The sequence below is a fragment of the Algibacter sp. Ld11 genome, assembly GCF_045066735.1.
Classification (GTDB): domain Bacteria; phylum Bacteroidota; class Bacteroidia; order Flavobacteriales; family Flavobacteriaceae; genus Algibacter.
Genome location: NZ_JBISHH010000024.1, coordinates 550,536 through 576,834, shown reverse-complemented (window position 1 = coordinate 576,834; position 26,299 = coordinate 550,536). Strand labels below are relative to the sequence as shown.

Below are 26,299 nucleotides of genomic sequence, written 5' to 3'. Positions count from 1 at the left end.
TCTATGAAGAAGTTATACGTGTTTTTAATGGCAGCAGCCTGCTTATCATGTAATGAAGATTACATCCCTAAACCAAAGGCATTTTTAAGCTTAGAATATCCAGAACCAAACTATTCTAACACTCAATTAGAAACACTCCCTTTCACTTTTGAAACAAATGGATTAGCTGAACAAATTAAAATAAAACCTTTAAGAGCATCAACAGAAAGCTATGGTTTAAACATAGAATATTCAACATTAAAAGGCACTATTTTTTTAACCTACAAAGCTATTGAAAAGGATAAAAAAAACTTAAGCGATTTTATTGAAGACGCACAAAAACTAACATTAGAGCACACCAAAAAAGCAGACGAGATACCTGCATATCCATACGAAAACAAAGCCCGTAGCGTCTATGGGTTATTTTCTGAAGTAAAAGGAAACGTTGCCTCTCCTGCACAATTTTATATCACAGATAGTGTAAACCACTTTTTAACCGCTTCGTTATATTTTAAAACAAAACCAAATTACGACTCTATACTGCCTGCAGCACACTATTTACAAAATGACATGAAGCGCATTATGGAAAGTATAAAATGGAAATAAAAAAAACGCTTCAGTTAAAAAACTAAAGCGTTCAAATATATTCTTGAGTAAAAGTATTACGCTTTTTTAGCACAACAAGCCTCTTTACAATCGGCAGTACAACTCATTTTTTCACCTTCTTTTGCACCTGCTGTACAACAAGATTTTTCACATCCTGGCTCACATGTTTTTGCAGTTTCTTTTCCATTTGAAAAAGCATCTACGGTTTTCATATCTTTTACGCTATATATATCCGCAACACTTGCCACGGTTTTTGTAAGTGACTCTGGAGAAACCTTAGCCTCATCATATTCAACCATGGCTAATTTTTTATCAAAATCTACTTTAGAAGATTTTACACCTTCCATTTTAGCTATCTTTTTTTCTATGGTTGCAGCACACCCCATCGCACACGTCATTCCTTCAATAGTAAACTCCGCTTTAGCATAAGTTGCATTTGGATCTAGTTTAGCCACAGCTTCACTTACTGCATGCTCAACTGTTTTAACTTCAGCTTTAGCGTCATTTTTACAACTAAACGCAACTATTGCAACAATAGCCAACATTAAAATATTCTTTATCATTTTCATAACTCGTTTTTTAAGTTCTTAGAACAACAAAATTACTAAATACTTGCTATTTAGAGCATAAAATTGGTGTTTTTTATGATTCTTATAACAGAGAAAACACAATAATTAAGACCAAAAAGCATTTAAATATTATGATAAATCATAAATTTTCACGAAATTGAAAGGAACTAAACTAAATAAACCATGAAAAAAATATCGCTACCCCTTAGATTTGGGCTCGTTACAAGTGCCGTATTAATTGCTTATTTCTTGGTTCTTGGCTTATTCGATTTACATAAAAACCCGCTATTCAGTTTATTTAATTCTGTAATTACTGGTTTTGGCATTTACGAAGCTATACGCTTACGTAAACTACAAGACATTAACACCTTTAGTTATGGCGAAGGGTTTAAGACAGGGATTTTTACGGGCTTTATTGCAACTTTAATTTTTTCAATCTTTTTTTTAATTTATTCCACAGAAATAGACCTAGATTATTTACCAACGCTCACCAATTCAATGAACGGAAGCTTCAATATTAACGCAGGTTTAATAACCTTTATAGTAACCGTAATGGGTTTAGCTACAACACTAGTTTCTGCCTTTGTAATCATGCAACGCTTTAAAATAAGCCAAAATATACCTAAAAACGAATAAATCGTTTGTAAATTAATTAATTAGCAGTATATTTGCACCCGCTTATGGACAAAATAAGCAGATTTTATAAACAAATTAATTAATAAAAACGTTACGCTATGTACGCAATTGTAGAGATAGCAGGGCATCAATTTAAAGTTGAAAAAGACCAAAGAGTTTTTGTTAACCGTTTAGCAACAGAAGAAGGTAAGAAAGTTTCTTTCGATAATGTACTTCTAGTTGGTGATGGTGACAATGTAACTGTAGGCGCCCCAGCTATAGATGGAGCACAAGTAAGTGCAAAAATCTTAAGACACCTTAAAGGCAATAAAGTTATTGTTTTCAAAAAGAAAAGACGTAAAGGTTACCGTGTAAAAAATGGTCACCGTCAATCTTTAACTGAAATCGTAATTGAAGGTATTGCTACTTCTGGAGCTAAAAAAGCTGCACCAGTAAAAAAGGCAGAACCAAAAACCGAAGCTAAGCCAGCTGCTAAAAAAGCAACAAGTAAAGCAGACGACTTGAAAAAAGTTGAAGGTATTGGACCAAAAATCGCTGAAACTTTAGTTGCTGCAGGAATTACAACTTTTGCTGAATTAGCAAAAACTGAAGCTTCAAAAATTTCTGAAATCATCACTGATGTTCGTGGAAACCACGTAACTGACACATGGCCAGCACAAGCTCAATTAGCTGCCGATGGCAAATGGGATGAGTTAAAAAAATGGCAAGACGAATTAGATGGTGGTAAAGCATAATTGCTAAATCACTTAAGTATAACAATATAAAACCTTAGATCATGGCTCATAAAAAAGGAGTTGGTAGTTCGAAGAATGGTAGAGAATCAGAATCAAAACGTTTAGGCGTTAAGATATTTGGTGGACAAGCTGCTATTGCTGGAAATATCATTTTAAGACAACGTGGTAACACGCATCACCCAGGTGAAAACGTATACCAAGGAAAAGATCATACATTACATGCATATGTTGATGGTCTTGTAAAATTTACTAAGAAAAAAGATAACAAATCTTACGTTTCTATCGAGCCTTTCGAAGCTTAGAAATTAACGTTCTTAATAAAATTAAAACCCTTTCTGTTTCCAGAAAGGGTTTTTGCGTTGACAAAAATTAATATGTACTAAATGTTCTTTTAATGTTAACTACAGATTAAAAAACACAGTTTTCTTCTACACAGTTAACGTTAACTTAAAAAAGACATAATCCAATTTCATTCTCATTTTTATTATTTCGTCGAGACAAAATAACTAACCATAATCATGAGAAAAAACAATGTAATTTTAATAATAACACTACTACTTTCGTTGATAGGAATATCACAAGAAGGTAATATTCAAGGTGTTATTACAGATAGCGATGGGTTAAAAGTACCTTTCAGTAATATTATAATCGAATCTTTGAAAAAGGGAACAATTTCCGATGTTGATGGAAACTTTACACTTATTGGAGTTCCTGCTGGTAACCAAACCGTAACAGTAAAATATATTGGCTATGATGATAGTAGCGCAAACATTTTAGTAAAAGCAAACGCGACTTCAACTTTAAACTTCACTATTACTCCTAAAGCATTAGAACTAGATGGCATAACGATTACAAGCTATATAGGCGGACAGGCCAAAGCACTTAATGCTCAAAAAAATAAACAAAACATCACCAATGTAGTCTCTACAGATCAAATTGGTAAGTTTCCAGATGCCAACATTGGCGATGCCATAAAGCGCATACCAGGCATCACGATGCAAGTAGACCAAGGTGAAGCTAGAAACATTATTGTTCGTGGTTTAGCACCTCAATTAAACTCAGTAACTTTAAATGGTAGCCGTATACCATCAGCCGAAGGAGATAACCGTAATGTACAAATGGATTTAATCCCTGCAGACATGATACAGCTTATTGAAGTGAGCAAAGCGGTAACCCCAGATATGGATGCCGATGCTCTAGGTGGCTCGGTAAACTTAGTAACAAGAACTGCTCCAGAAGGTTTCCGGGTATCAGCCACAGCCGGCTCAGGTATCAACTACATTTCTAACAAAAAAATATTAAATGGTTCCTTTTTAGTTGGTAACAGAAGTGATAATGGTAAATTTGGATGGATGGTTTCTGCATCGGTAAACGATAACGATTTTGGAAGCCATAATTTTGAAGCCGAGTGGGAAGATGAATTTGAATTTAACGCAAATGATGACGAAGATAATTTAGAAGAAGTAACCGTTAACCCTTACGCAAAAACCTTTGAAATTAGAGACTATATAGTACAACGTACTAGACGTAGTTTTTCGGCTAATTTAGATTACAAACTAGATCAAAACAATAGTATTTACTTTAAGTCTATTTACAACTGGAGAGACGATCGTGAAAATAGATTTAGATTAGAACATGAAATCTTAGACGGTGAAAACATCGAAGGTACCGATTTTACTATAGACTCAAATGGAGACCTAACTATGTTTCCTGTAGAAGCTAAACGCCAAACTAAAGGTGGTATTGATAATTCTAGAAACAAAAATACAAGACTAGAAGACCAACGTATGCAAAATTATAATGTTGGTGGTAAGCATTTGGTCAATAAATTACAAATAGACTGGATGGCCGTTTATTCGAAAGCCTCGGAAGAACGCTTAAGCGAGCGCTATTTAGAATATGAAAGTGAATACACAATTAACTATAACAACGACTCTAGACACCCTTTATTTACTCCTGTTAATGCTAACGACGCTTTATATAATAATTTTGAATTTGGAGAATTAACTGAAGAAAACCAATACACTGAAGAAAAAGATTTTAATGCTTTAGCAAATTTTAAATTACCTCTGAATTTATTTGATGACAATAACGGATTTATAAAATTTGGTATAAAAACTAGGTTGAAAAATAAAAACAGAACGAACGATTTTACGGAATACAGCCCAGAAGATTCTAACTTTGATTTATTAGGCGGAATTCCGACTAGAAATTACAGCAACCCCGATTTTTTAGCCGGAAGTGAATATGCCGTTGGATCTTTTGCCACAACCGAATTTTTAGGGCAATTAAATCTTAACGATGCCACTTTATTTGAAGCTGAAAATTTACCAGAAGAATATTTAACAGCAAATTTTGATGTCGACGAAAACGTGTTTTCTAGTTATGCAATGATAAGTCAACAAGTAACCGATAAATTAAATATTTTATTAGGGGTTAGATTAGAACATACTAACATAAACAGCACAGGTAACGAAATAATTTTTAATGAAGACGGCGATTTTGCAGGAAGCAATAGTATTACCGATAAAAACTCGTATACAAATATTTTACCTGGCTTACACTTAAAATACGATTTAACTAAACAAACTGTTTTACGTTTTGCTTGGACCAATACATTAGCAAGACCAAACTATATAGACCTTGTTCCTTTTAGAGAAATTAACAATGAAGATGAAGAGATTAAATTGGGTAACTCAGAACTAGACCCTACAACTTCCATGAATTTCGATGTTATGGCAGAGCACTATTTTAAATCTGTTGGTATTATTTCTGGAGGCATTTTCTATAAAGACATTCAAGATTTTATCTATGTTTTTCAATATGAAGATGAAAATGACTTTGAAGTTTACCAGCCATTTAATGGCGACCAAGCTTCTATTTTGGGTTTTGAATTCGCTTTCCAACGTCAGTTAGATTTCTTACCAAATTTTGCTAAAAACCTAAGTATTTACTTAAATTACACACATTTATCCTCTAGTGCCGATGGTATTAGGAATGAAGATGGTGAAGAACGTACCGATTTAGATTTACCAAACACCGCACCAAATATGTTCAACAGCTCATTAGCTTATGCCGATAAAAAATTCAACGCGAGACTTTCGGCTAATTTTTCGGGTGCTTATGTAGATGAAATTGGCGGTCGTGCTTTTGAAGACCGCTATTACGACAAACAATTTTTCTTAGATTTTAACGCTGGTTATAAATTCAATAAAAACTTAAGTATTTATGCGAGTTTGAACAATATAACGGATCAGCCTTTACGTTATTATCAAGGTGAAAAATCGAGAACAATGCAGTCTGAGTCTTATGGACAACGTTTAACCTTTGGTCTAAAATACGATCTATTTAAAAGAAACTAAACATGACATTCTATACTAAAATAATACTCTTTGCAACTCTATTATCTCTAATAGGATGTGGAAATAGGTTTCCAAAAATTGCGCCCGATGTTATTACAGAAACCACATTGCACGATACCGATGATCCGGCTATTTGGGTAAACCCAAAAAATGCTTCCAACAGCATTATTTTTGGAACCGATAAAGAAACCGACGGTGCCATTTATGCCTTTGATTTAGACGGAAAAATTATAGAGAATAAAACTATTAGAAATATAAAACGGCCTAACAACATCGATTTAGAATATGGTTTTAAACTTAGCGATTCTACCCAAACTGATATTATAGCCTTTACAGAAAGAGAGAGTAAAACCATTCGTTTGTATTCCGTACCCGACATGCAACCGTTAGACAAAGGCGGTTTTCCGGTTTTTGAAAATGAAACTACACCAGAATTTGATGCTCCAATGGGTATTGCACTTTTTAAATCACCAAAAACAAACGATGTCTATGCTATTGTTGGCCGTAAAAATGGACCAAAAGAAGGCTATTTACACCAATACTTATTAACATCTGATAGTTTAGGCGTACACTCTAAATTAGTTAGAACTTTTGGAGCTTTTAGCGGTAAAAAAGAAATAGAAGCTATTGCTGTAGATAACGAAAACGCAATTGTATATTATTCCGATGAGATGCACGGCATTCGAAAGTATCACGCAGAACCTTCTAAAGGTGACAAAGAAATTTATACTTTTGGAGGTGAATATTTCAAACGTGATATTGAAGGTATTGCTATTGCAAAATACGCAGACAAATCGTTTTTAATCGTTTCAAATCAACAAGCACATACATTTTGTGTTTTCGATTTAAAAACAAATGCGTTTATTAAGGAATTAAATTTAGGCACTTTAGAAACCGATGGTTGCGATGTAACAACAACTGCTTTAGGTAATAAATTTCCTAATGGTGTTTTTGTTTCTATGAATGATGAAAAGAATTTTTATTTTCACGATTTAGCGAAGCTAAAATTGTTAGAATAAAACATCCTATATTTTTAATATAAAAAGGTTCTTTGAAAAGATTTTCGAAGAACCTTTTTTATGCGTTTATAATATCTATTATAATTTTTAAATGATGGTTAGTATGTATTTCTAAAAAACGAAGCGTTTGTTTTTTATTTAGCATACCAAACATATGATGTTTGAAATAAGACTTCGCAGGCACTTTTTCTAGTTTTAAAATATTAGTTCTAGCATGTTGTAATTGGCTAAATATATCAGTCTCTAAAATAATTTCTGGAGGCCTAACTATCTTGGGAGCTCTTGCTTTTCCTCTTGGAAAGAAACCCAACTTAAATAATACCAAACGCATAACACTAAAACTAGGTTTGTACATTTCAGGGTTAGAATTTATAGTCTGTTCACTTACTGCATTAAAAACTTTTGACGCATGATCGAGCTGCCAACCTACTGAAGCTTTAGAAATTTTATTATTAACTTTATTTTTAGAGGAAACGTGCTCTTCTATTTTAAATAACATTTCTGTTAAAATTTCACTCATTTACTGTTAATTTAATAATTTTAATGAAAGATATTGAATAAATTATTAACTTTAGAGTATTGCACTTACAATTACTTAATGTTTAACTTAATACTTACGCCTATGCTACCGTTTAGATCTGAAATTAGAAATTCCCCGAGCCATCAAGCTATCAAGATTTTTTTGAGTGACGAATCGTTAGATGCGAGAATTAAAAAACACTTAGAACACTTTAATGAAATTGATACTATTGAAATTACCGAAAGTATTGGACAAAACAGAGTAAGCGAAAACATTACTGTATTTTTAAAGGATGATGCCGATATTACTAAAATGAAATCTTCTATAGATTCTAGCTTGTGGTGGTATTTTGAAGAAGACCATGTGGATTAACCCATATTGATTCAAAGAAAACATTTAAAATTTAGTATTCTCCTTTTGAATAGTGTAATGAGTTTTATTTTCACCTAAAAACTTAGTTTTTTATTAATTCTTAATAGGTAATTATTGCAATAGCGATTGTAGCGGCATCCTTTTTGGTGCGGCCTACTCCAGCTTAAAAAGCATAATTTACAAGGTTTAAAAACGCTTTATTAATCTATATAAACTTTTATGCACCTAAAAGATATAGCGGAAAGCGCGGTTTATTTTGGCCATTAAAAGCCAAAATAAAATTGCCCAAATTAGTCTAAAACAACGGCTATGGCTTAAATATTTATTACTTTAGTTGCATGATTTTAGTTACTGGTGGTACGGGTTTAGTTGGTGCGCATTTACTGTATAAATTAGCGAACCAAAAAGAAAAAGTTAGAGCAATTTACAGGAGTGAGCACAAATTGCAATTGGTTAAAAATGTGTTTGCATCGCTTGATGCTGATTTTGAAATGCTTTTCGCTTCTATTGAATGGGTTAAGGCAGATATTTTAGATATTCCAGCACTTTTAGAAGCTTTTTTAGGCGTTAAATATGTTTACCATAGTGCTGCTTTTGTTTCTTTTGAGCCCAATAAATACCATCTTTTACGACGCACAAATATTGACGGGACTGCCAATGTTGTTAATTTATGTTTATCCGAAAACGTTGAAAAACTTTGCTACGTAAGCTCTATTGCTACGTTAGGAAGCGAATTGAACAATAAACCTGTAAACGAAGAAACTATTTGGGATCCGGAAGCAGATAATAATGCTTATGCCATTACAAAATACGGTGCCGAAATGGAAGTTTGGCGTGGTACTCAGGAGGGTTTAGACGCTGTAATTGTTAATCCTGGTGTTATTTTAGGTGCTGGTTTTTGGGATAACGGTACTGGAAATTTATTTAAGAAAGCAAAAAAAGGATTTCCATTTTACACATCGGGAACTATTGCTCTAGTAACTGTTGATGATGTAGTGAAAGTCATGATTGATTTAATGCAAAGCGACATTAAGAACGAGCGTTTTGTTTTGGTAGCCGAGCATTGGACCTATAAAAAGTTCTTAGAGGCTGTGGCGACCGCTGTTAACGGGAAACCGCCTAAAAAACTAGCTCCAAACTGGCTACTAAATATAGGCTGGCAATTAGATTGGTTTAAAACAAAACTTACAGGTATGCGTAGGCAATTAACAAGGAATTTGGTGCGAACACTATCCACCGATACGCAGTATAGTAGCGATAAAATAAAAACAGCTTTAAACTTTAAATTTAAAGCTGTTGATGATGTTATTTGCGAGACCGGACGTCTTTATCTGAAATAGAAATAGGCTTGAGTAATTTCGATGGCATTTTTGAAAGCTCTTTGTGGTCTACACGTTCGAGTTTTTCTAAGGCATCATCGCTAATTGTTTTATTTTCTTTTATAATTTTATCCAACTTCTTTTTTAACAATGTCGTATCTAATAAAACTTCTTTTTTTAATCGTGTTTTAATAGAGTCATGAAGCTTTAATTTAGAAATAGAATCTTTTAACGTCGTTAACATTTGTAAAGAATCTAGCCTTCTTTTTTCAACAATTTCTGCGGCTTCTTTTTTCTCTAAATCTTTATAAAAAACTTTTAAAGCTTCTAAGCTATCTTTAACTTTTTGGTAAATTTCATCGTATTCCTTAATATTAAATGTGTAATATTCGTTGCTTTCGGCAAACTGTAAACTATCTATATTATGTTTTTCAAACACATAGGTTTCTAAATCCACACCATGGCTTTCCATAATGCGTTTATTAGCCATATTGGCCGAACCTATAATTTTAGCATCGATTAAAATACTAACCATTTTTTCCTTAGAAATTAAATTCCCAGGTTTTTTAGGTTCTTTAAATTGAAAACAAGCTGTTGCCAATAAAATGATGCTTAAATATGTTACAAATCGGTTTAAAATCATCTATCGAAAGTTAATCGTTTTGCTGCTTTTACATCATTAAACTTACCATTTTGATATACTAAGGCTCCGTTCAAAAACGTATGTGTTATTCTAGATTTAAAGGTAGCACCTTCAAATGGAGACCATCCACATTTATATAAAATATTATCTTTTTTAACCGTCCATGGGTTGTTTAAATCTACTAAAACTAAATCAGCAAAATAGCCTTCTTTTACATAACCACGTTTTTCTACTTGAAATAAAATAGCCGGATTATGACACATTTTTTCGACTACCTTTTCAATAGAAATTTTGCCTTTATGGTACATTTCTAACATTGCAGGTATGGCGTGTTGCACTAATGGTCCGCCTGATGGTGCTTTTGTATAAACGTTATTTTTTTCGTCTATAGTATGTGGTGCATGGTCTGTAGCTATAACATCGATACGATCGTCGAGTAAAGCCTCCCAAAGTTGATCGCGATCTTCTTTAGTTTTTACAGCAGGATTCCATTTTATTAATGTTCCTTTTTTATCGTAATCTTCATCACTAAACCAAAGGTGATGTATACATACTTCGGCTGTAATCTTTTTATCTTTTAAAGGAATTTTGTTAGTAAACAAACTTGTTTCTTTTCCTGTAGATAAATGAAATACATGTAGTCTAGCACCTGTTTTTTTTGCTAATTCTATAGCTCTCGATGATGAAATATAACAAGCCTCTTCACTACGGATAATTGGGTGATATTTTAATGGAATATCGTCACCAAACTTATCGATGTGTTCTTGCAAATTCTTTTTTATGGTAGCCTCATCTTCACAATGTACAGAAATTACCATATCGGTACTTTTAAAAATATTTTCTAAAACCGCTGGATCATCTACCAACATATTCCCGGTAGAAGAACCTAAAAATAGTTTTAAACCAGCCACCGCTTTTGGATCAACCTTTAAAATTTCTTCCAAATTATCGTTAGTACCACCAAACATAAACGAGTAATTAGCATAAGATGTTTTCTCGGCTATTTCAAACTTTTCTTCCAGTTTCTCTACGGTTGTTGTTTGTGGATTGGTATTTGGCATTTCTATAAATGACGTAATACCTCCTGCAATAGCTGCTCTAGATTCAGTTTCAATATTTGCCTTTTGCGTTAAACCTGGCTCTCTAAAATGCACCTGATCGTCAATAGCACCTGGTAAAACATATTTTCCTTCAGCGTCAAGCACATGCACATCGGCAGATTTTGCACTTATAGAGTCGCTAATTTCTTTTATGTAATTGCCTTCAATTAATATATCGCCTTTTACCGTTTTTCCATCGGTAACAATGTGTGCGTTTTTAATAAGTGTAGTTCTTAATGTCATAATCTTTCCTACTTTTTAAATAGACTTTTTAATTTCATTGTAATTACTCCAAAAATAGCTTCGGAAATAATACCTCCGCTTAATTTAGAAACTCCTCTTGTTCTATCTGTAAAAATCACAGGGACTTCAATAATTTTAAATTGCTTTAAATAAGCTTTAAATTTCATTTCAATTTGAAAAGCGTAACCAATAAATTTAATAGTACTTAAGTCTATAGCCTCTAATACTTCTCGCTTGTAACAAACAAAACCTGCCGTAGTATCATGAATTTGCATTCCGGTGATAACACGCACATATTTTGACGCTCCGTAAGACATTAGCACGCGATTCATTGGCCAATTTACGACATTTACCCCAGTTTTGTATCGTGAACCAATGGATACTCCTGCGCCTTCGAGCGCACAAGCGTTGTATAATTTTATTAAATCGGTTGGATTATGTGAAAAATCGGCATCCATTTCAAAAATATAGTCATATTTTTTATCAATTGCCCATTTAAAACCGTGAATATAAGCGGTACCAAGGCCCGATTTTTCTTTTCTAACTTCCAAAAATAATCGATTAGTAAATATATCCTGAAGTTCCTTAACTTTTAAAGGTGTTAAATCTGGCGAGTTATCATCAACAACAAGTACATGAATGTCATCAGATTGAGCAAACACCGCCTTGATAATAGCTTCTATATTTTCTATTTCGTTATATGTTGGAATAATTACAACACTACCCTTCATCATTCTCCTTTTGAAAGCCTACAATTTTTTAGCAAATGTACATTTTTTAAAATACGGGTTCTTTAAAAATTCCTTAATATTTTAGTTGTTTTACTAATAATTATAATAATTTTATACCGTGATTAGAGCTATTCCTTCAAATGAACTATTTACCATTCTACTAATAATAGGTATGGCCGTTATTGCTATAGCAAAACTCACTGCGCCTAAACGTTTTACAGACTTCACTTTTGTTGTAATAAACTCAAAGTATCTTAATATTTATGCTAGAGACCAAAAATTTTTCGACAAGTTTGATGCCCTATTATTTGGAAACTTAATTCTATCGGCATCTGTGTTTGGCTATATCGTTTATAGACATGTTTACGACATCACAAATGTCTCGGCCAATTTAATGTTTAAAATAGCTGTAGGCATATCTGTTTTTGTGCTAATTAAAGTACTTTTTGAACGTCTTTTAGGTAGCATCTTTTCTATAGATGAACTTATTGACCAATATGTTTTTCAAAAAATTAGCTACAAAAATTTTTTAGGCGTTGTTTTACTCCCTATAAATGCCCTTCTGCTCTTTACTTTTTCGCCAACAACGCAAGTAATATATGGCTTTATCGGCCTGCTTGTTTTAGTGAATTTAATCGGGCTAATAACCTCATTTAAAAGACATCTAAATTTAATAAAAAACAACTTGTTTTATTTTATTTTGTATCTTTGCGCACTTGAAATCGCACCTTACCTGTTTTTATATAAGGTTTTGGCTTCAAAATAACAGAATAAAACTGATTGCTCTTATGAAAGTGAAAACCATTTTAGTATCTCAACCAGAACCTAAAATAGAAAACTCACCTTACTTCGATTTAGAAGAAAAACAAAAGGTGAAAATAGATTTCCGTCCTTTTATTCATGTTGAAGGAGTTTCTGCAAAGGAGATTAGACATCAAAAAATAGATTTAGGCCAGTACACAGCCATTATATTAACAAGTAGAAATGCAGTAGATCACTTTTTTAGAGTGGCCGATGAAATGCGTTTCAAAGTTCCGGATAGTCTTAAATACTTCTGTCAATCAGAAGCTGTTGCTTACTATTTGCAAAAATATGTGGTTTATAGAAAACGTAAAATTTATGTTGGTAAACGTACATTTGCTGAACTTTCGCCACTTATAAAAAAATATAAAGACGAAAAATTCTTATTACCAACTACCGATAAAGTTAAACCAGAAGTACCAGATACTTTAGATGCGTTAGGTGTACAATGGAAACAAGCTACTTTTTACAAAACTGTGGTTAGTGATTTAACAGATTTAGCTGATGTACTTTACGACATACTTGTGTTTTTCAGTCCATCGGGAATAGAGTCTTTATTTCAAAACTTTCCAGATTTCAAACAAAACGATACGCGTATCGCTGTATTCGGAAACACGACAATTAAAGCAGTAGAAGAAAAAGGGTTACGTGTAGATATTGCTGCGCCAACACCAGAAACACCTTCTATGACCATGGCTTTACAGAAATATATTGATAAAGTAAATAAAGGTAAATAAACAACCTTTTTTAGATAATAACAAAAACGCCCGATTTAATTAAATCGGGCGTTTTTGTTATTATAAGTTATATAAATCGTTACTCTTTATTTGCAAAACCTTCATCACTGAGCTTAATCACCTCATCAATCATGGTATCACTCTGATTAAAAATCTCATCAAAAGCACCATCTCCAAATAGTTGATCTCCCAAAGTAGCCTTTATAAATTGTTTTATTTCTTGTTGATAGGCCACAAAAGTAATCGCGGTATCTGTTCTTAAATTTAAATAATCTTGAAAGGCAAAAACCATATCATCGCTCACTTCAAAAGAATCTATAAAATCCCGACGCGAAATCTCATCATATTTATGACGATCCTTCTCCAATTCTTCAAACACAAAATACCCCATAAAACCACGACGTTGTAAAAACGTTAATGTTTCATTTTGCATACTTGTATCTATAGGCACAAAAACATCTGGAATAATACCGCCACCGCCATAAACCACCTTTCCTCCTGGCGTTGTAAACTTTAAGGAATCGGCAACTTCTATTTTATCAGAATCTAATAATTCACCGCTTTCTAGGCGTGTAAAGTAATCATCATAATAATCCTTATTTCCATTTTTATAAGGCCTCTGGATAGAACGCCCCGTTGGCGTGTAGTATCTAGATACCGTTAAACGCACGGCACTGCCATCTCCCAATTCCATTTCACGTTGTACCAACCCTTTACCATAAGAGCGACGTCCTACAATGGTGCCTTTGTCGTTATCTTGTATGGCCCCAGCAACAATTTCACTAGCCGAAGCTGAGTTCTCATCTATTAAAACATAAATTTTGCCGTCTTCAAAATCACCTTCATCGGTAGCAAAACTCTCGTTTATTTGGCCTCTTCTATTTTTAGTAAACAATATAAGTTTGTCCTCTTCTAAAAACTCATCTACAATTTTATTAGCAGTATCGAGAAAACCACCAGGGTTATCGCGTAAATCCAAAGCAATTTCAGTTGCTCCCAAATCTATTAATTTATCTAGACCTGTTTTAAACTCATCGTAAGTGGTTTCCGCAAACCGATTCACCTTAATATAACCTAGTTTTTTGGTTAACATATAAGCCGCATCTACACTTTTAATTGGAATAAGATCACGCTTTACGGTAATATCCAAAAGTTCTGGTTCACCTTTTCTAAAAACCTTAAGTTTTACATCGGTATCAATACGACCTTTTAGTTTTTTAACCATATCGTTTTCACGCAATTTAGTTCCATAAAGCGTGTCGCCATCGGCCATCACAATTCTATCACCTCCTTTAATACCAGCTTTTTCACTTGGGCCGCCTTCAATAGATCGAATAACGGCAATAGAATCTTTATACGGATAAAAACTAACACCAATACCCACAAAATCACCTTTCATATTCTCGGCAACACCTTCCATTTCTTCCTTAGGAATATACACTGAATGCGGATCTAAGTTTTCCAAAATCCCGTTAACAGTCACATCTACAATACTATCTGTATTAATATCATCCACATAGTCGTAATCGATATAATCAATAAGCCTATTAAGCTTTTCCTTTTTACTGTTTTTAGTAAAAGTTCGATCCGAAGACCCCGAAAAACTCAACTTCCCTCCAATAAATATTCCCGCAGCAATAGCTACACCTAAAATTAATGGCAAATATTTTTTTTGATAAGTCATTCTGCTGTTAAATCAACTATTTGTTCAAGCTCAATCCCTGCTTTTTCAAGAAACCTTAAACCCGAATCATCTTTATAAGAATTATGATAAACCACCTTTACAATGCCGGCTTGGTGTATTAACTTACTACACTCCTTACAAGGCGATAAAGTAATATACAATGTTGCCCCTTTACACGATTGAGTAGAAGCTGCAACCTTTAAAATAGCATTGGCCTCGGCATGCAATACATACCATTTTGTATAACCTTCATCATCTTCACAAAAATTTTCAAAACCCGATGGCGTTCCATTGTATCCGTCCGAAATAATCATACGGTCTTTTACAATTATCGCCCCAACTTGTCGGCGTTTACAATACGATAATTTACCCCATTCTTTCGCTATGCGCAAATAGGCCTTATCATACTTTTGTTGTTTATTTATTGGCATCAATTCGTTTTAATTATGGCGTTACCCTCATTTTAAATCTCAGGCATTAATCTAGATACACTAGGCTTATTCGGGTCGGGCTTTCCGCTATATCTTTTTCTATAAATACTCCTCCTTAGGCAGTCGAATTTATAAAAAAAGGATGCCGCATCAATCCCTAACGCAAACCAGCCTGTTCGATTAAACGAATATAGTTCGATTGTATTTTAATTACAACCTCTGTAAGTTAAAGTTTTAGTAAAAATTAAGATAAAAAGTCGCTATTCAATATCATCGGAATAACTAAACCAACAACAATAGACGAAATAACCATAACCCAGTCGCGCTTAGAAAACCTAAAAATGGTTTGCACCAAATAACCCAAAAACAGTACAATAAATACAATAATTATTTGAGCCAACTCGATACCTAAAGCAAATTCTAATAGTAGTAAAATTTTGTTATCGTTACTCCCTAAAAGCATTTTAAACTCGCGCGCAAAGCCCAAACCATGTATTAAACCAAAGAAAAGTGTTGTTAAAAACAAGACACCTACTTTTTCTTTTTGCGCTCCTTTTCCAGCGGTGAACACATTAAAAAGTGCCGCAATCAAAATGGTAACAGGTATTAAAAACTCAACAACCGCTCCGTTTACAGTAACCACACCATAGGCTGCCATAACCAAAGAGAGGGTATGCCCTAGAGTGAACATGGTAACTAACAGTAGTACACGTTTCCAATCTTTAAACAAATAAGGCACTGTTAAAACAATTAAAAATAAAACATGATCGTAGGCATTTATATCTAGTACGTGATTTACACCATACTCCACGTTAAACCAAAAATTTTCTAACATATTAATTTCTTTTTAGGGATTATACCAAATTTAACAAGCGTTCTATTCTTTAAAACACATTTGGTATTGCATCAAAGATACAATTAATTACATTTATTTTAAAAACGCTTATTTTTTTACAAATCAAGTATTTATCGCTAGTGCAATACTTTAACACAACAAAATATAGCGCCATTTCGTTCTACTTATTACCAAACACATTACAGATTAGTATATATTTGTAGTCTACCTTTTAATTGAATTGCAATGACGTGTAAAATTTTGATTACTCTAAGCATTTTACTTTCATTTTCGGCATGTAAAAAAACACAAGATGCTGAAGCCGAAACTAAAACTGAAGAAACAATCTCTCAAAATCTTTCAGAAAAAAGTATTACTGAACTTAAGTATGTGGAGTATGCCTTGGATGCTAAAACAGAAAAAGCTATAGCCGAATGGCAAGAATACTTTCAACTAGAAACCGTTATAAACAATGTAAAAAAAGCCGATCTTACTTTTTTTTACGACAACGACAAAAACATAAAAACACTTTTACGTGATTTAAAAAAAGACATTCCAAAAGAAGTTAACAGCGATGCTACACTGGCTAGAATTTCTGCCTTAGAAACTCATCTTTACAAGCTAAAAAGCCTATCTAATTTAGAGTCTACAAATAAAAACGAACTGCTTTCAACTATAAAAGACTTCTTAATATCGTTTTCTAACTTCAACTTTCAAATGAATCAAAAAATTGAAGCTGACAACATTAACATCGTTAAACCTTAACTATTCTTTTTCAACTTCATTTTTCATTTTTAAACTAATCTGCTTCTATAAAGTGGAATTTATATGTATTTTAGCGTACAAGATTACATGTTAAAACAATAACTTACTACAAACCTAAAAATTGAAAATGAAACCGAATTATTTATCACTCTTAAGTGGGTTCGCTTTTTTATCCGTTGTCGCTTGTAAAACCGACAACAAAGAAGCCATAGCTCAAGTTGAACCTACACCAGGAATTAACATAGAATTCATGGATACGGATGCCAAACCTAACGACGATTTTTTTAGATACGTTAACGGAAAATGGCTAGACAACAATGAAATCCCATCAGACAGAACCCGTTGGGGAAGTTTTGACGAGCTTAGACAAAAAACAGACGACGATGCACTTACTATTTTAAAAGCAGCAATTTCTACTGATAAGGATTTAAAGAAAACGGAAATTATAGCCGGTTCCGACCAAGATAAAGCTGTAAAGTTATACCAAACAATCATGGATACCATTGCTAGAGATAAGCAAGGTATAGACCCACTAAAACCATATTTAGCAAAAATTGATGCTATAAAAAACATAGAAGACTTACAAGATTACATTATAGAAGTGGAGTCTCAAAGTGGTTCAGGGTTTGTTGGTTTCTACGTAGGCGCCCACCCTAAAGACAGTAACAAAAATGTTGGTTATATTGGCGGTGGTAGCTTAGGCTTACCAGATCGTGACTACTACATTAACGATGATGAAAACTCTAAAGAAATTAGAACCAAGTATATAGCACACATTGCTAAAATGTTACAATATTTAGGAGAATCTGAAGAAAAAGCAAACTCCGAAGCCTTACAAATTTTAGATTTTGAAACACGCTTAGCCATCCCTAAAATGGATAAAGTTGAACGTCGTGATGCTCGTAAACGCTACAACCCAAGATCTATTGCCGATTTACAAAACATGGTGCCAGCAATAAACTGGGATGCTTACTTTAAAGGTATTGGCGTAAAATCTATTGATACCGTAATCGTTGGCGAAGTAAAGTATTTTGATGCTTTACAAGGTATTTTAAAAGAAAACAACGTAGCAGACTGGAAAGCTTATTTACGCTGGAACAGCTTTAATGATGCTGCTGGATTATTAAGCACAGATTTAGCTAAAGCGAACTGGGAATTTTATAGTAAAGAACTTCGTGGTGCTAAGGCTCAAAAACCTTTAAACGAACGCGCTTTAGGAACTGTAAATAATACTGTTGGTGAAGCTTTAGGGAAGTTGTATGTAGAAAATTACTTTCCACCTGAAGCTAAAGCAAAGGCAGAACGTATGATAAAAAATGTTATTCTAGCTTTTCAAAATAGAATTTCGAATGTATCATGGATGACGGAAGAAACGAAACAAAAAGCTATTGAAAAACTTTTAGCTCTAAAAGTAAAAATTGCTTATCCCGATCAATGGACAGATTACGCAGAATTGCAAATTGAAGGTCCAGGAGAAAACGGATCGTACTTACAAAACATACTTAACGTTAGAGCTTGGAATCACAAAAAAACCATTGCAGACTTATCTAAACCTGTGGATAAAAGCGAATGGGGTATGGCACCGCAAGTAGTGAATGCTTACTTTAACCCACCTTACAACGAAATTGTTTTTCCTGCTGCTATTTTACAACCACCATTTTACAATTTCACTGCAGATGATGCTGTAAACTACGGAGGTATTGGTGCTGTAATTGGTCATGAAATTTCACATTGTTTTGATGATTCTGGATCTCGTTACGATAAAAACGGAAACTTAAACAATTGGTGGACTGATGAAGATTTAAAACAATTTGAAGCTTTAGGAAAAAATTTAGCCGATCAATATAGTGCTATTGAAGTTTTACCTGATGTACATATTAACGGTGCTTTTACACTTGGTGAAAACATTGGTGATTTAGGTGGTGTAAATGCTGCTTATGATGCTTTACAAATGGATTTGGAAGCTAACGGAAGACCAGAGCCTATTGATGGTTTTACACCAGAACAACGCTTTTTTATGAGTTGGGCAACCGTTTGGAGAAGCAAGATGAGAGACGATGCTTTAAAGACAAGAATAAAAACAGATCCACATTCTCCTGGAATGAACAGGGCTGTACAACCTTTACTCAATATAGATGCGTTCTATGCTGCTTTTGACATTAAAGCCGGAGACAACATGTATATTGAACCAGAAAATCGTGTGAAAATCTGGTAATAACATATAATTAATAAAAACAAAAAAAGGCGTTTTCTACAATTAGAAAACGCCTTTTTTAATACTATAACTATTCTTATTTTTTATCCTGAGCAGCCTGCGCTTGCATCACTTGTTTTTGTCTTAACAATTCTGTTTTGGTAAGTTGTACTAAATTAAAGTTAGGCGCTTCTTTTAAAATAGCATCCAAAATATCTACTGAAGCATCAATATTTGCTGTTTTATCTTTATTATAAGTTGCCAAAGCATTTAAATACATAAAGGCCGATTTCAAGGGCACCTCATAAGGCGATTGTGTTTCGTAAAAAGCCTTTTTCATGTCTGCTTCCGAATTGGCAATACCATAATCAATATGCTTTTGAGCCTCTGCCTGCATATTAGTTTGCATATTTAATTCTGCCAACTCATAAGCTACTAATGGATTTTGTTCTCTTTTAAACATTTCGTTAAAATGCTCAATGGCCAATTTTGGTCGCTTTACTGCTTTTAAAGACACGGCTTTTACCTCAACTGCAATATCAGAATCGGTAGACATCTTTACCACACCTATTGTATTTAAAGCCTGTACATATTTACCTTCACTCATATAAATGTAAGCCAATGTATCTTGGCGTGCTTCCGATGGAGACAAAACATTTAAGTGCGTCATGGCATTTATAATACCTTGCACATCGCCTTGCAGTCTCATTTGCTTATAATACCCTTCGTAATGTTTTAATAAATCTGAATTTGTTTGAGCTTGCATTTGAAAACCGCATGCAACAATAGCAAGTAATAAAATCTTTTTCATCTATCTAGTTTAATTTAAAACGCTAAAACTATAAAAAATAAACACTTAAACTGTTAAAAGATTACCAATATTTAACTATTCAATAGTAATAGATTTTTTAATAATAACAGCATCATTCAAAACAAAAGGTTTCGGAATCATATCATCAGCTCTATTGGGAACATTGAAATTTTTATCTTCTAACAAATCAAAAGAGGTTTCATAAATAACAAAGGATGTTTTTTGTTCCTTCGGAAGTACTAATTGTATATCCAAAGGATCTTCATCTGAAATATAATAGCTAAACAACCTATTAGTTTTACGCTTATTAAACACCAAGCCTATTTTTTCGTTATCGCTAATAGCAACACCATTTAATTTGGCCGCTTTAAAAACATTTTTCGAATCGGAAAACACCTCAATTCTGTTTGCTTTGCGTTGCGGCGTAATACAAAGTTCTACTTGTCTAAATTCGCCAATAATAGTATCATGTCCAATAACAATTTGTGGCGCCTTCAATGTTTTTATTGGAGCTTCTGTAGCATAAGTAAAACTAGTACCGTACTTACTTGCAATGGTATATTTTTTTATAGCCTTGGCCTGCATAGGATGCTCTCCTAAAAAAGGAATCGTCCAAGAATCTAAAACATCATCATAAGTGGCCCAAACGGCTTTATTTTCATCCATATCTAAAATATAACACAAACTGTTTGGCTTTGGGTTTTCTGGTGAAAAACCTGAACTTATATGAGCTGAAACCATAAAATAAACTGCAGCAAAAAGAAAACCATAAGACCATCTTTTTTTATGTTTGAAAGTAGAGAAAACCGGAGTCAAAAGTCCGAATATTAAAACAACCAAAACCATTGAAGACACCATCATTTTAAGACCTAAACCCACGGGAAACATTTGCACAAAATTAGCCAGTAATAAAAGTACCGGCAAAGCTAAAATAGCATGACTGATAATACCTGGCTTCCTTTTTCGAATTAATATAAATAAACTCAACAAACCGAAAAATAAAGGTAAGATCAAAAAACTCGCTCCTTTTAATAAAAAAGCAACCGCAACCGAGATAATTAACCACAAAAATAAAGGCGCGATAAGTAAACTCGCTGCATTTCCTTCTTTATGGATTTTACTGTAAACAAAGAAACAGATTGCTACAGATAAACAGGTGAAAGCCGCAATATAAGTATGCCCGTTATAACTAAACCCTTGAAGAATTTCGCCATATTGTGGATATATTAATTTTAAAGTCGGCCAAGCATACAAACCAATTACAGCCGAGACGATAATCGACACAACAAATGCAAAAAAACCTTTAGCAACATCGGCTCTTTTAAAAACACGTGTTCTGCCACCGTAAATTAAAAGTCCTATAAACATAACAACCGCTAGAACAACCATAGGTATTATCCATGAAAATGGGTATTTAACCATTTTTAAAACAGGCACATTAAAATACACAAAGTCTTCGTCACTTTTTAAAGCACTTAAATTAGCTTCACTAAAATAATTAAGCATTGGCATTAAATAAGAACCTTGATGTTCTAAAGTCTTTCTATCTAACCGCTCGTAAGTATCCATAGCGGTATGATAATCGAAATGATCGTCTACAAAAGCGAAATTAAAACCATCGATATCGGCATCTTTACGAAACCGCGTTAAATCGGTATCATTAGGCAACATTTTATAGATGCTATAAAACAACGAATTCCCAACAGGGTATTGCGGATTCGCATTTACAAAGCCTTCTATTAAACCCGCATTACCTTGGTTAGTTTCAACAAGCATAATACTTGGACCACCACTTCCGCGAGCTTCAAAATTTAACACCAAGCCTACATCTTTTGCCCATTCGTGTTGGTTAACAAAAATATCGGCACCATTTAAACCTAATTCTTCCGCATCAGAAATAAGAATGATAATATCATTTTTAGGCGTTTCATTTTTACTTAAAAAAGCTCGCACACCTTCTAAAATAGCTACAACACCAGAACCTGCATCACTAGCACCTATTGATGAATGTGGGTTACTGTCGTAATGCGTTAACAACAAAAGTGCTTTACCTTTTTCACGCCCTTTAATTCGGGCTATTATATTTTTAGGCTTTGCTAAATTGCCCCAATCGCGAATGGAATAGGCTTCTTGAATTTGAGTTTCTAAACCTAATTTCTGCAATTGTGCTTCAATATAATTACGTACCTCGAAATGCGCTTCACTTCCTAAAAAATGAGGTGCTTTTGAAATTTCCTTAAGGTGAACCAAAGCACGTTGTGTAGAAAAATTTTGGTTTACCTCATCTAAACTAGATATATTTTGAGGTAGCAGAGCCAAAAAACTCCAGTAAGTTCCACCAATAATAATGAGCAAAGCCACAGCTTTTTTTATCATAATAAGAGCATATAAATTTTTATATCTAAATATACAATTTTTATAAATGCCACGAATAGAGTGGGTGTTATTTTAGGAAAATTGAAATAAATTTCCTATATTTAGAATTACTTTAATTAAAACTAAACAACTATGGGGATAAAAAGTTTTCAAGGCGCGCGAAAGCAGCAAGCTAACGTAGTCGATAGCACACCACTAAAGGTAAGTGACTATATGACAAGAGATTTAATAACATTTACGCCAAACCAAACTATAGAAAGCGTTATGCAAAAACTAATTGCCCACCGCATTTCTGGAGGACCTGTTGTTAATGAGAAAAACGAATTGATTGGAGTAATTTCTGAAGGTGACTGTATTAAACAAATTAGCGAAAGTCGCTATTACAACATGCCTATGCAGGATAAAACTATTGAAAATCACATTACCATGAATGTGGATACTATTGATGGCAACATGAATATTTTTGATGCTGCTAATAAATTTTTATCAGCTAAACGTCGTAGATTCCCTATTGTAGAAAACGGCAAATTAGTTGGGCAAATTAGTCAAAAAGATGTTCTTAAAGCAGCTATGACTTTAAAAGGACAAAACTGGAAATAACCACATTATAATACATTTACACGTAACAAAGCTTTTGGTTCATCTGTAACTAAAAGCTTTTGTTTTTTTGTACCCGTTAGTGTTAGTATTTTAGAATAAGAATATCCTTCTATAGGCTCATTTAAACTTTTCCACTCGGCAATACCTTTTACAGCAATATTTTCATCGAGCTCAATAACACCCTCTTTATATCGCATTTGTTTATTAATACCAAATAGCCCAGTACTCTTTTTACTATGTTTTCTTAAATAAGCTTCCAACTGCTCGGGAGCATCGTTTCTAAATCCTGAGTTTTTGCTAAAATCTTTTACTAAATGAATGTATTTAGAATCTGCTCTTAAATTAGAAGTTTTTAACATGACCATTTCACTAGATGTAGCAACAAAAAAATCTTGACTTTTAACATCGTTAATAATTTTACGCCAACTCTTATCGCCTTTAACCTCAACTACAACATGATAATACACGCATTTTCTGCCGCTTAAAGGCGCAACTAAAGGCTCGCCAACATGCTTGGCCTTACCTATAATTTTTGCGTACTCGTTTCTTTTTATACTGTTTATGCTTTTTTTACGGGTCTTTTTAAACTCCCGAAGCATTCTGTTTTTTTTACTGAAAAAATACGACAACAAACCTATTAGGATGATAGTCGAAAACATAAAAACAGGAATTAAAAAGTGCTTATTCTCTTGAAAAAGCGATAAAACATTATCCATAATTTAATTAACTTTCTCGTTTTACTAATGCGTAATAATCGCCTTCAAGTTCTAAATATCCTTGATCGTAAACAAAATAATATACCGTTTGTGCTTTAGTGGTATAAATACTAGTAAAGTAATTAAAATCAAAACCATGCTCTATTAATTTAGCGCGCGAAGTCCTCGTTTTTTTATCTGGATTTAATGTTTCTAAAATGCGATAATTTTTCCGAAGTCTATTATTGGTGTTTCTAATTAAGTTTTTACTATCCTTATTTACCCGATTGTTATAGGCATTTCTGCAACCATCAGAACAGAATTTTTTATCAATTCTGCCAACAATTTTATCGCCACACTCTGGACATTCCTTTTGCATAGTGGTTTATGTTTATTATATTCTCGAAAGTTTTAAGCATTTTCAGGTTAAAACTCAGCTTATCTATTCTAGTTTTTCGAATTCAAATTCAATTTGCATTTCACCTCCAGATACTATGGCATACATATGATCTCCGTGTTTCCAATATTTTATTTTGTTAGGAAAATCGATTATATTGTTTTCACATGTAAACTCATCTGCAGCATGAGCCACACCTTTAAATGTAACCGACTGCATTTCTTCGGGAACTTTCACTACTAAATTCCAATGCTTACCAACTTTAACTAAACCTATGTTTTCTTGCTTAATGGTATCTGCGTTTTGCATGGTAAAACCAATGCCAGAGTATTCGGTTTCACTAATTTTTTCCCAATTCTCAAAAGTCGCTTTCCCCTCCTCTTCGTTTAAACGTTTCCATTTCCCTAATAACCAATCGAAATTCTTAAATTCTTTATTAATAATTGTAGGTTTTAAATCTGCTTGTACGTTTTCCTTCTTAGTTTCATTACAAGACAGAAACAAAATTGCAATACACAACACCCATACTTTTCTTATCATCGTTAAGTTTTATTGAAGTTTATACTTCCTGAAAATTTATATTATTTTTTTAAAACACTTACTATCTTCAACTCCCAAATATTGCCCGTAATTAGATATTGAATGATAGCCGTTTTTTTCATACAAGCCAATAGCTTCTGGTTGCTTTATTCCTGTTTCCAAAATACATTGCTTAAACCCGAGTTCTTTGGCCCATTGCTCTAACTCCGCAAGCATCATTGAAGCAATACCTTTTCCTCTACTTTCCTTAGAGGTATACATGCGTTTAATTTCCATGGTGTCTTGGCTAAATTCTTTTATAGCACCGCAGCCAAGTGGTTTTTTATTTTCTAAGGCTACAACCACATATTTAATACTATCTACCTTATTAAATTGAGCGTAAAAGGCGTGGTCTTCACCGTCTCTTATCGCCAAATCTTTATCTAGCAGTTTTACCAACTCAATAAATTCCAGATTTTCAGAGTTTGTTCTTAGTATTTTCATTTTAAATTGAATTGCCTGCAACACACACCAAGCTTGTTTACTTGCCTAATTTAGCAAATAAAATCCAAATTTTGTTCTTCTATTAATAATGTTACTTTGAAGATGAGCTCTAAAACAGTTGTTTTACCGCAATTTATAAAGCCTTTATTCTCCTAATTGTAGTTCAGCTCTTTTAGCTTCGTCAGACAACTTCTTTTGACTCCAATAAGGCTCTTGTATACTTTTTTTCAATCGTGCCTCCGTTACTAATCCGTCGCCATTATCTTCTGTCCATGATAGTATTTTATATGGAAAGTTTTTCTCTACTTCAATAGAAACCTTTCTATCGTAACTTAGATAGGCAATGTTATAACGTATTGTACTGTCTTGTTCTGTTTTAGTAATTTCGGCCTTTGTAGCTTCTAAATCTTTATAAGCAAAACGACTGTATATCGTTGAAAAAATGATATCGACTTCTCCTAAAGGCAACTGACCTTTATTTAAACGAATACGCGTCATAAGCTCTTCTTCCAGCATAGCTACTGGAATTGTTTTCTCTGTATCTCCATCGGCTTCAAAATAAGAAAACTGTTTAAAATCGTAATTACTCCCACCTAAGTTAAGCTGCGTAAACGTATGTCCGCACCATTCCTGGATGCTTGTATTTAGCTTTAATGTATTGGGATGTTTTTGAAAATCTACTGGTGTAAAAGAAGAGGTTACAATAGAATAATCGTAAATACCTGTAGTGAATTTTCGAACATGGTTTAATTTCATAACCGAAACTAAATCATCTCCAGCCTGTTTCGGGTTATCCAACTTCACTTGCTTGCTTAACGAAAAAGGCTCGGTTACAAAAACTAAAACAACTTCACCTTCGCGAATTTCTCCATATCGTGACTGTTTTAATGTGTAACTATTTAATTCTGCTGTACCGCTATACCAATACTCATTAAACTCACTGCTTCGCTGCATGGTTTTCTGTTCTTTTACAGGCGTAGTTTCCGTTGTGGCCGACTTTTTATCGGATTGACAAGCCAAGCAAGAAGAAATTGTAAGGAAACAGATTAATTTTAATAGTGAGTTCATATTTTTTTTGAGTTATAATAGTCTTATATATGACGCTTTTTGATGAAAT

28 protein-coding genes are annotated in these 26,299 nt (G+C 33.4%); 13 read left to right on the top strand and 15 right to left on the bottom strand.

Annotated features, from left to right (window positions below; translation table 11 throughout):
- Positions 1-3: 3 nt before the first annotated feature.
- Positions 4-585, top strand: a complete 582-nt coding sequence (gene gldD, locus ACJJV4_RS12805) for a gliding motility lipoprotein GldD (protein WP_405295014.1) — start codon at positions 4-6, stop codon at positions 583-585.
- A 56-nt stretch (positions 586-641) separates the two neighbouring features.
- On the opposite strand, the gene ACJJV4_RS12800 is transcribed toward gldD, so the two are convergent.
- Positions 642-1,148, bottom strand: a complete 507-nt coding sequence (locus ACJJV4_RS12800) for a heavy-metal-associated domain-containing protein (RefSeq protein WP_405295012.1) — start codon at positions 1,146-1,148, stop codon at positions 642-644.
- 189 nt (positions 1,149-1,337) lie between these two features.
- On the opposite strand from ACJJV4_RS12800, the gene ACJJV4_RS12795 reads away from it, so the two are divergent.
- The 5 genes from ACJJV4_RS12795 (at position 1,338) to ACJJV4_RS12775 (ending at position 6,905) form a co-directional block, all read left to right on the top strand.
- On the top strand, positions 1,338-1,790 hold the full coding sequence (locus ACJJV4_RS12795) for a DUF4199 domain-containing protein (RefSeq protein WP_405295010.1): 453 nt from the start codon (positions 1,338-1,340) through the stop codon (positions 1,788-1,790).
- Between the two features lie 98 nt (positions 1,791-1,888).
- Entirely contained in the window at positions 1,889-2,524 is a 636-nt protein-coding gene (gene rplU, locus ACJJV4_RS12790) for a 50S ribosomal protein L21 (protein WP_405295007.1), read from the top strand.
- Positions 2,525-2,565: 41 nt separating this feature from the next.
- Positions 2,566-2,826: a 50S ribosomal protein L27 gene (gene rpmA, locus ACJJV4_RS12785; RefSeq protein ID WP_158846950.1), complete on the top strand. Its 261-nt coding sequence runs from the start codon at positions 2,566-2,568 to the stop codon at positions 2,824-2,826.
- Positions 2,827-3,042: 216 nt separating this feature from the next.
- Positions 3,043-5,886 (top strand): TonB-dependent receptor, encoded by a 2,844-nt coding sequence (locus ACJJV4_RS12780; protein ID WP_405295005.1) that lies wholly within the window; start codon positions 3,043-3,045, stop codon positions 5,884-5,886.
- A 2-nt stretch (positions 5,887-5,888) separates the two neighbouring features.
- Positions 5,889-6,905, top strand: coding sequence for a phytase (locus ACJJV4_RS12775; protein WP_405295003.1), 1,017 nt, complete (start codon positions 5,889-5,891; stop codon positions 6,903-6,905).
- Between the two features lie 58 nt (positions 6,906-6,963).
- Here ACJJV4_RS12775 and ACJJV4_RS12770 read toward each other — a convergent pair whose 3' ends face one another.
- On the bottom strand, positions 6,964-7,425 hold the full coding sequence (locus ACJJV4_RS12770; RefSeq protein ID WP_405295001.1) for a DUF1569 domain-containing protein: 462 nt from the start codon (positions 7,423-7,425) through the stop codon (positions 6,964-6,966).
- 33 nt (positions 7,426-7,458) lie between these two features.
- Here ACJJV4_RS12770 and ACJJV4_RS12765 point away from each other — a divergent pair, with 33 nt between their 5' ends.
- Both ACJJV4_RS12765 and ACJJV4_RS12760 read left to right on the top strand, forming a co-directional pair.
- Positions 7,459-7,797: a hypothetical protein gene (locus tag ACJJV4_RS12765; RefSeq protein WP_405294999.1), complete on the top strand. Its 339-nt coding sequence runs from the start codon at positions 7,459-7,461 to the stop codon at positions 7,795-7,797.
- Between the two features lie 338 nt (positions 7,798-8,135).
- The gene (locus ACJJV4_RS12760; protein ID WP_405294997.1) at positions 8,136-9,137 is read left to right on the top strand and encodes an NAD-dependent epimerase/dehydratase family protein; all 1,002 of its coding nucleotides are present in this window, start codon (positions 8,136-8,138) and stop codon (positions 9,135-9,137) included.
- Here ACJJV4_RS12760 and ACJJV4_RS12755 read toward each other — a convergent pair.
- Genes ACJJV4_RS12755 through ACJJV4_RS12745 form a run of 3 tightly spaced genes read right to left on the bottom strand, consistent with a single transcriptional unit; the run spans position 9,103 to position 11,833 of the window.
- Entirely contained in the window at positions 9,103-9,759 is a 657-nt protein-coding gene (locus tag ACJJV4_RS12755; RefSeq protein ID WP_405294995.1) for a DUF4296 domain-containing protein, read from the bottom strand. The two genes, ACJJV4_RS12760 and ACJJV4_RS12755, sit on opposite strands and share 35 nt — an antisense overlap.
- Complete coding sequence (locus ACJJV4_RS12750) at positions 9,756-11,102, bottom strand: dihydroorotase (RefSeq protein ID WP_405294993.1); 1,347 nt, start codon at positions 11,100-11,102, stop codon at positions 9,756-9,758. The genes ACJJV4_RS12755 and ACJJV4_RS12750 overlap by 4 nt, the downstream gene beginning before the upstream one ends.
- An 8-nt stretch (positions 11,103-11,110) precedes the next feature.
- Positions 11,111-11,833 carry a polyprenol monophosphomannose synthase gene (locus ACJJV4_RS12745; RefSeq protein WP_405295419.1) on the bottom strand — a complete coding sequence of 241 codons (723 nt, stop codon included), beginning with the start codon at positions 11,831-11,833 and terminating at the stop codon, positions 11,111-11,113.
- A gap of 118 nt (positions 11,834-11,951) precedes the next feature.
- On the opposite strand from ACJJV4_RS12745, the gene ACJJV4_RS12740 reads away from it, so the two are divergent.
- Both ACJJV4_RS12740 and ACJJV4_RS12735 read left to right on the top strand, forming a co-directional pair.
- Entirely contained in the window at positions 11,952-12,599 is a 648-nt protein-coding gene (locus ACJJV4_RS12740) for a DUF4271 domain-containing protein (RefSeq protein WP_405294992.1), read from the top strand.
- A 22-nt stretch (positions 12,600-12,621) separates the two neighbouring features.
- Positions 12,622-13,371: a uroporphyrinogen-III synthase gene (locus tag ACJJV4_RS12735; protein WP_042496453.1), complete on the top strand. Its 750-nt coding sequence runs from the start codon at positions 12,622-12,624 to the stop codon at positions 13,369-13,371.
- A 79-nt stretch (positions 13,372-13,450) separates the two neighbouring features.
- On the opposite strand, the gene ACJJV4_RS12730 is transcribed toward ACJJV4_RS12735, so the two are convergent.
- The 3 genes from ACJJV4_RS12730 to ACJJV4_RS12720 form a co-directional block, all read right to left on the bottom strand.
- The gene (locus tag ACJJV4_RS12730; RefSeq protein ID WP_405294989.1) at positions 13,451-15,055 is read right to left on the bottom strand and encodes a S41 family peptidase; all 1,605 of its coding nucleotides are present in this window, start codon (positions 15,053-15,055) and stop codon (positions 13,451-13,453) included.
- Positions 15,052-15,486, bottom strand: coding sequence for a deoxycytidylate deaminase (locus ACJJV4_RS12725; protein ID WP_405294987.1), 435 nt, complete (start codon positions 15,484-15,486; stop codon positions 15,052-15,054). Before ACJJV4_RS12725 ends, ACJJV4_RS12730 begins: the two co-directional genes overlap by 4 nt.
- Before the next feature lie 244 nt (positions 15,487-15,730).
- Entirely contained in the window at positions 15,731-16,321 is a 591-nt protein-coding gene (locus ACJJV4_RS12720) for a HupE/UreJ family protein (protein WP_405294985.1), read from the bottom strand.
- Between the two features lie 246 nt (positions 16,322-16,567).
- On the opposite strand from ACJJV4_RS12720, the gene ACJJV4_RS12715 reads away from it, so the two are divergent.
- Positions 16,568-17,086, top strand: coding sequence for a hypothetical protein (locus ACJJV4_RS12715; RefSeq protein ID WP_405294983.1), 519 nt, complete (start codon positions 16,568-16,570; stop codon positions 17,084-17,086).
- 127 nt (positions 17,087-17,213) lie between these two features.
- A complete protein-coding gene (locus ACJJV4_RS12710; protein WP_405294981.1) occupies positions 17,214-19,301 on the top strand; it encodes a M13 family metallopeptidase in 2,088 nt (695 codons plus the stop codon).
- Positions 19,302-19,377: 76 nt separating this feature from the next.
- On the opposite strand, the gene ACJJV4_RS12705 is transcribed toward ACJJV4_RS12710, so the two are convergent.
- Both ACJJV4_RS12705 and ACJJV4_RS12700 read right to left on the bottom strand, forming a co-directional pair.
- Positions 19,378-20,091, bottom strand: coding sequence for a hypothetical protein (locus ACJJV4_RS12705; protein WP_405294980.1), 714 nt, complete (start codon positions 20,089-20,091; stop codon positions 19,378-19,380).
- Positions 20,092-20,166: 75 nt separating this feature from the next.
- A complete protein-coding gene (locus tag ACJJV4_RS12700; protein ID WP_405294978.1) occupies positions 20,167-22,467 on the bottom strand; it encodes a M28 family peptidase in 2,301 nt (766 codons plus the stop codon).
- A gap of 132 nt (positions 22,468-22,599) precedes the next feature.
- Between ACJJV4_RS12700 and ACJJV4_RS12695 the strand changes: the two genes are divergently transcribed.
- Positions 22,600-23,067 (top strand): CBS domain-containing protein, encoded by a 468-nt coding sequence (locus ACJJV4_RS12695; protein ID WP_405294976.1) that lies wholly within the window; start codon positions 22,600-22,602, stop codon positions 23,065-23,067.
- A 5-nt stretch (positions 23,068-23,072) separates the two neighbouring features.
- On the opposite strand, the gene ACJJV4_RS12690 is transcribed toward ACJJV4_RS12695, so the two are convergent.
- From ACJJV4_RS12690 to ACJJV4_RS12670, 5 genes are all read right to left on the bottom strand, one after another.
- Entirely contained in the window at positions 23,073-23,783 is a 711-nt protein-coding gene (locus ACJJV4_RS12690) for a hypothetical protein (RefSeq protein ID WP_405294974.1), read from the bottom strand.
- Between the two features lie 7 nt (positions 23,784-23,790).
- The gene (locus ACJJV4_RS12685) at positions 23,791-24,141 is read right to left on the bottom strand and encodes a hypothetical protein (RefSeq protein WP_159018569.1); all 351 of its coding nucleotides are present in this window, start codon (positions 24,139-24,141) and stop codon (positions 23,791-23,793) included.
- Between the two features lie 63 nt (positions 24,142-24,204).
- Positions 24,205-24,699, bottom strand: a complete 495-nt coding sequence (locus ACJJV4_RS12680; RefSeq protein WP_405294972.1) for a hypothetical protein — start codon at positions 24,697-24,699, stop codon at positions 24,205-24,207.
- A gap of 36 nt (positions 24,700-24,735) precedes the next feature.
- Complete coding sequence (locus ACJJV4_RS12675; RefSeq protein WP_405294970.1) at positions 24,736-25,182, bottom strand: GNAT family N-acetyltransferase; 447 nt, start codon at positions 25,180-25,182, stop codon at positions 24,736-24,738.
- A gap of 144 nt (positions 25,183-25,326) precedes the next feature.
- Positions 25,327-26,250 carry a septum formation inhibitor Maf gene (locus ACJJV4_RS12670; RefSeq protein WP_405294968.1) on the bottom strand — a complete coding sequence of 308 codons (924 nt, stop codon included), beginning with the start codon at positions 26,248-26,250 and terminating at the stop codon, positions 25,327-25,329.
- Positions 26,251-26,299 lie beyond the last annotated feature (49 nt).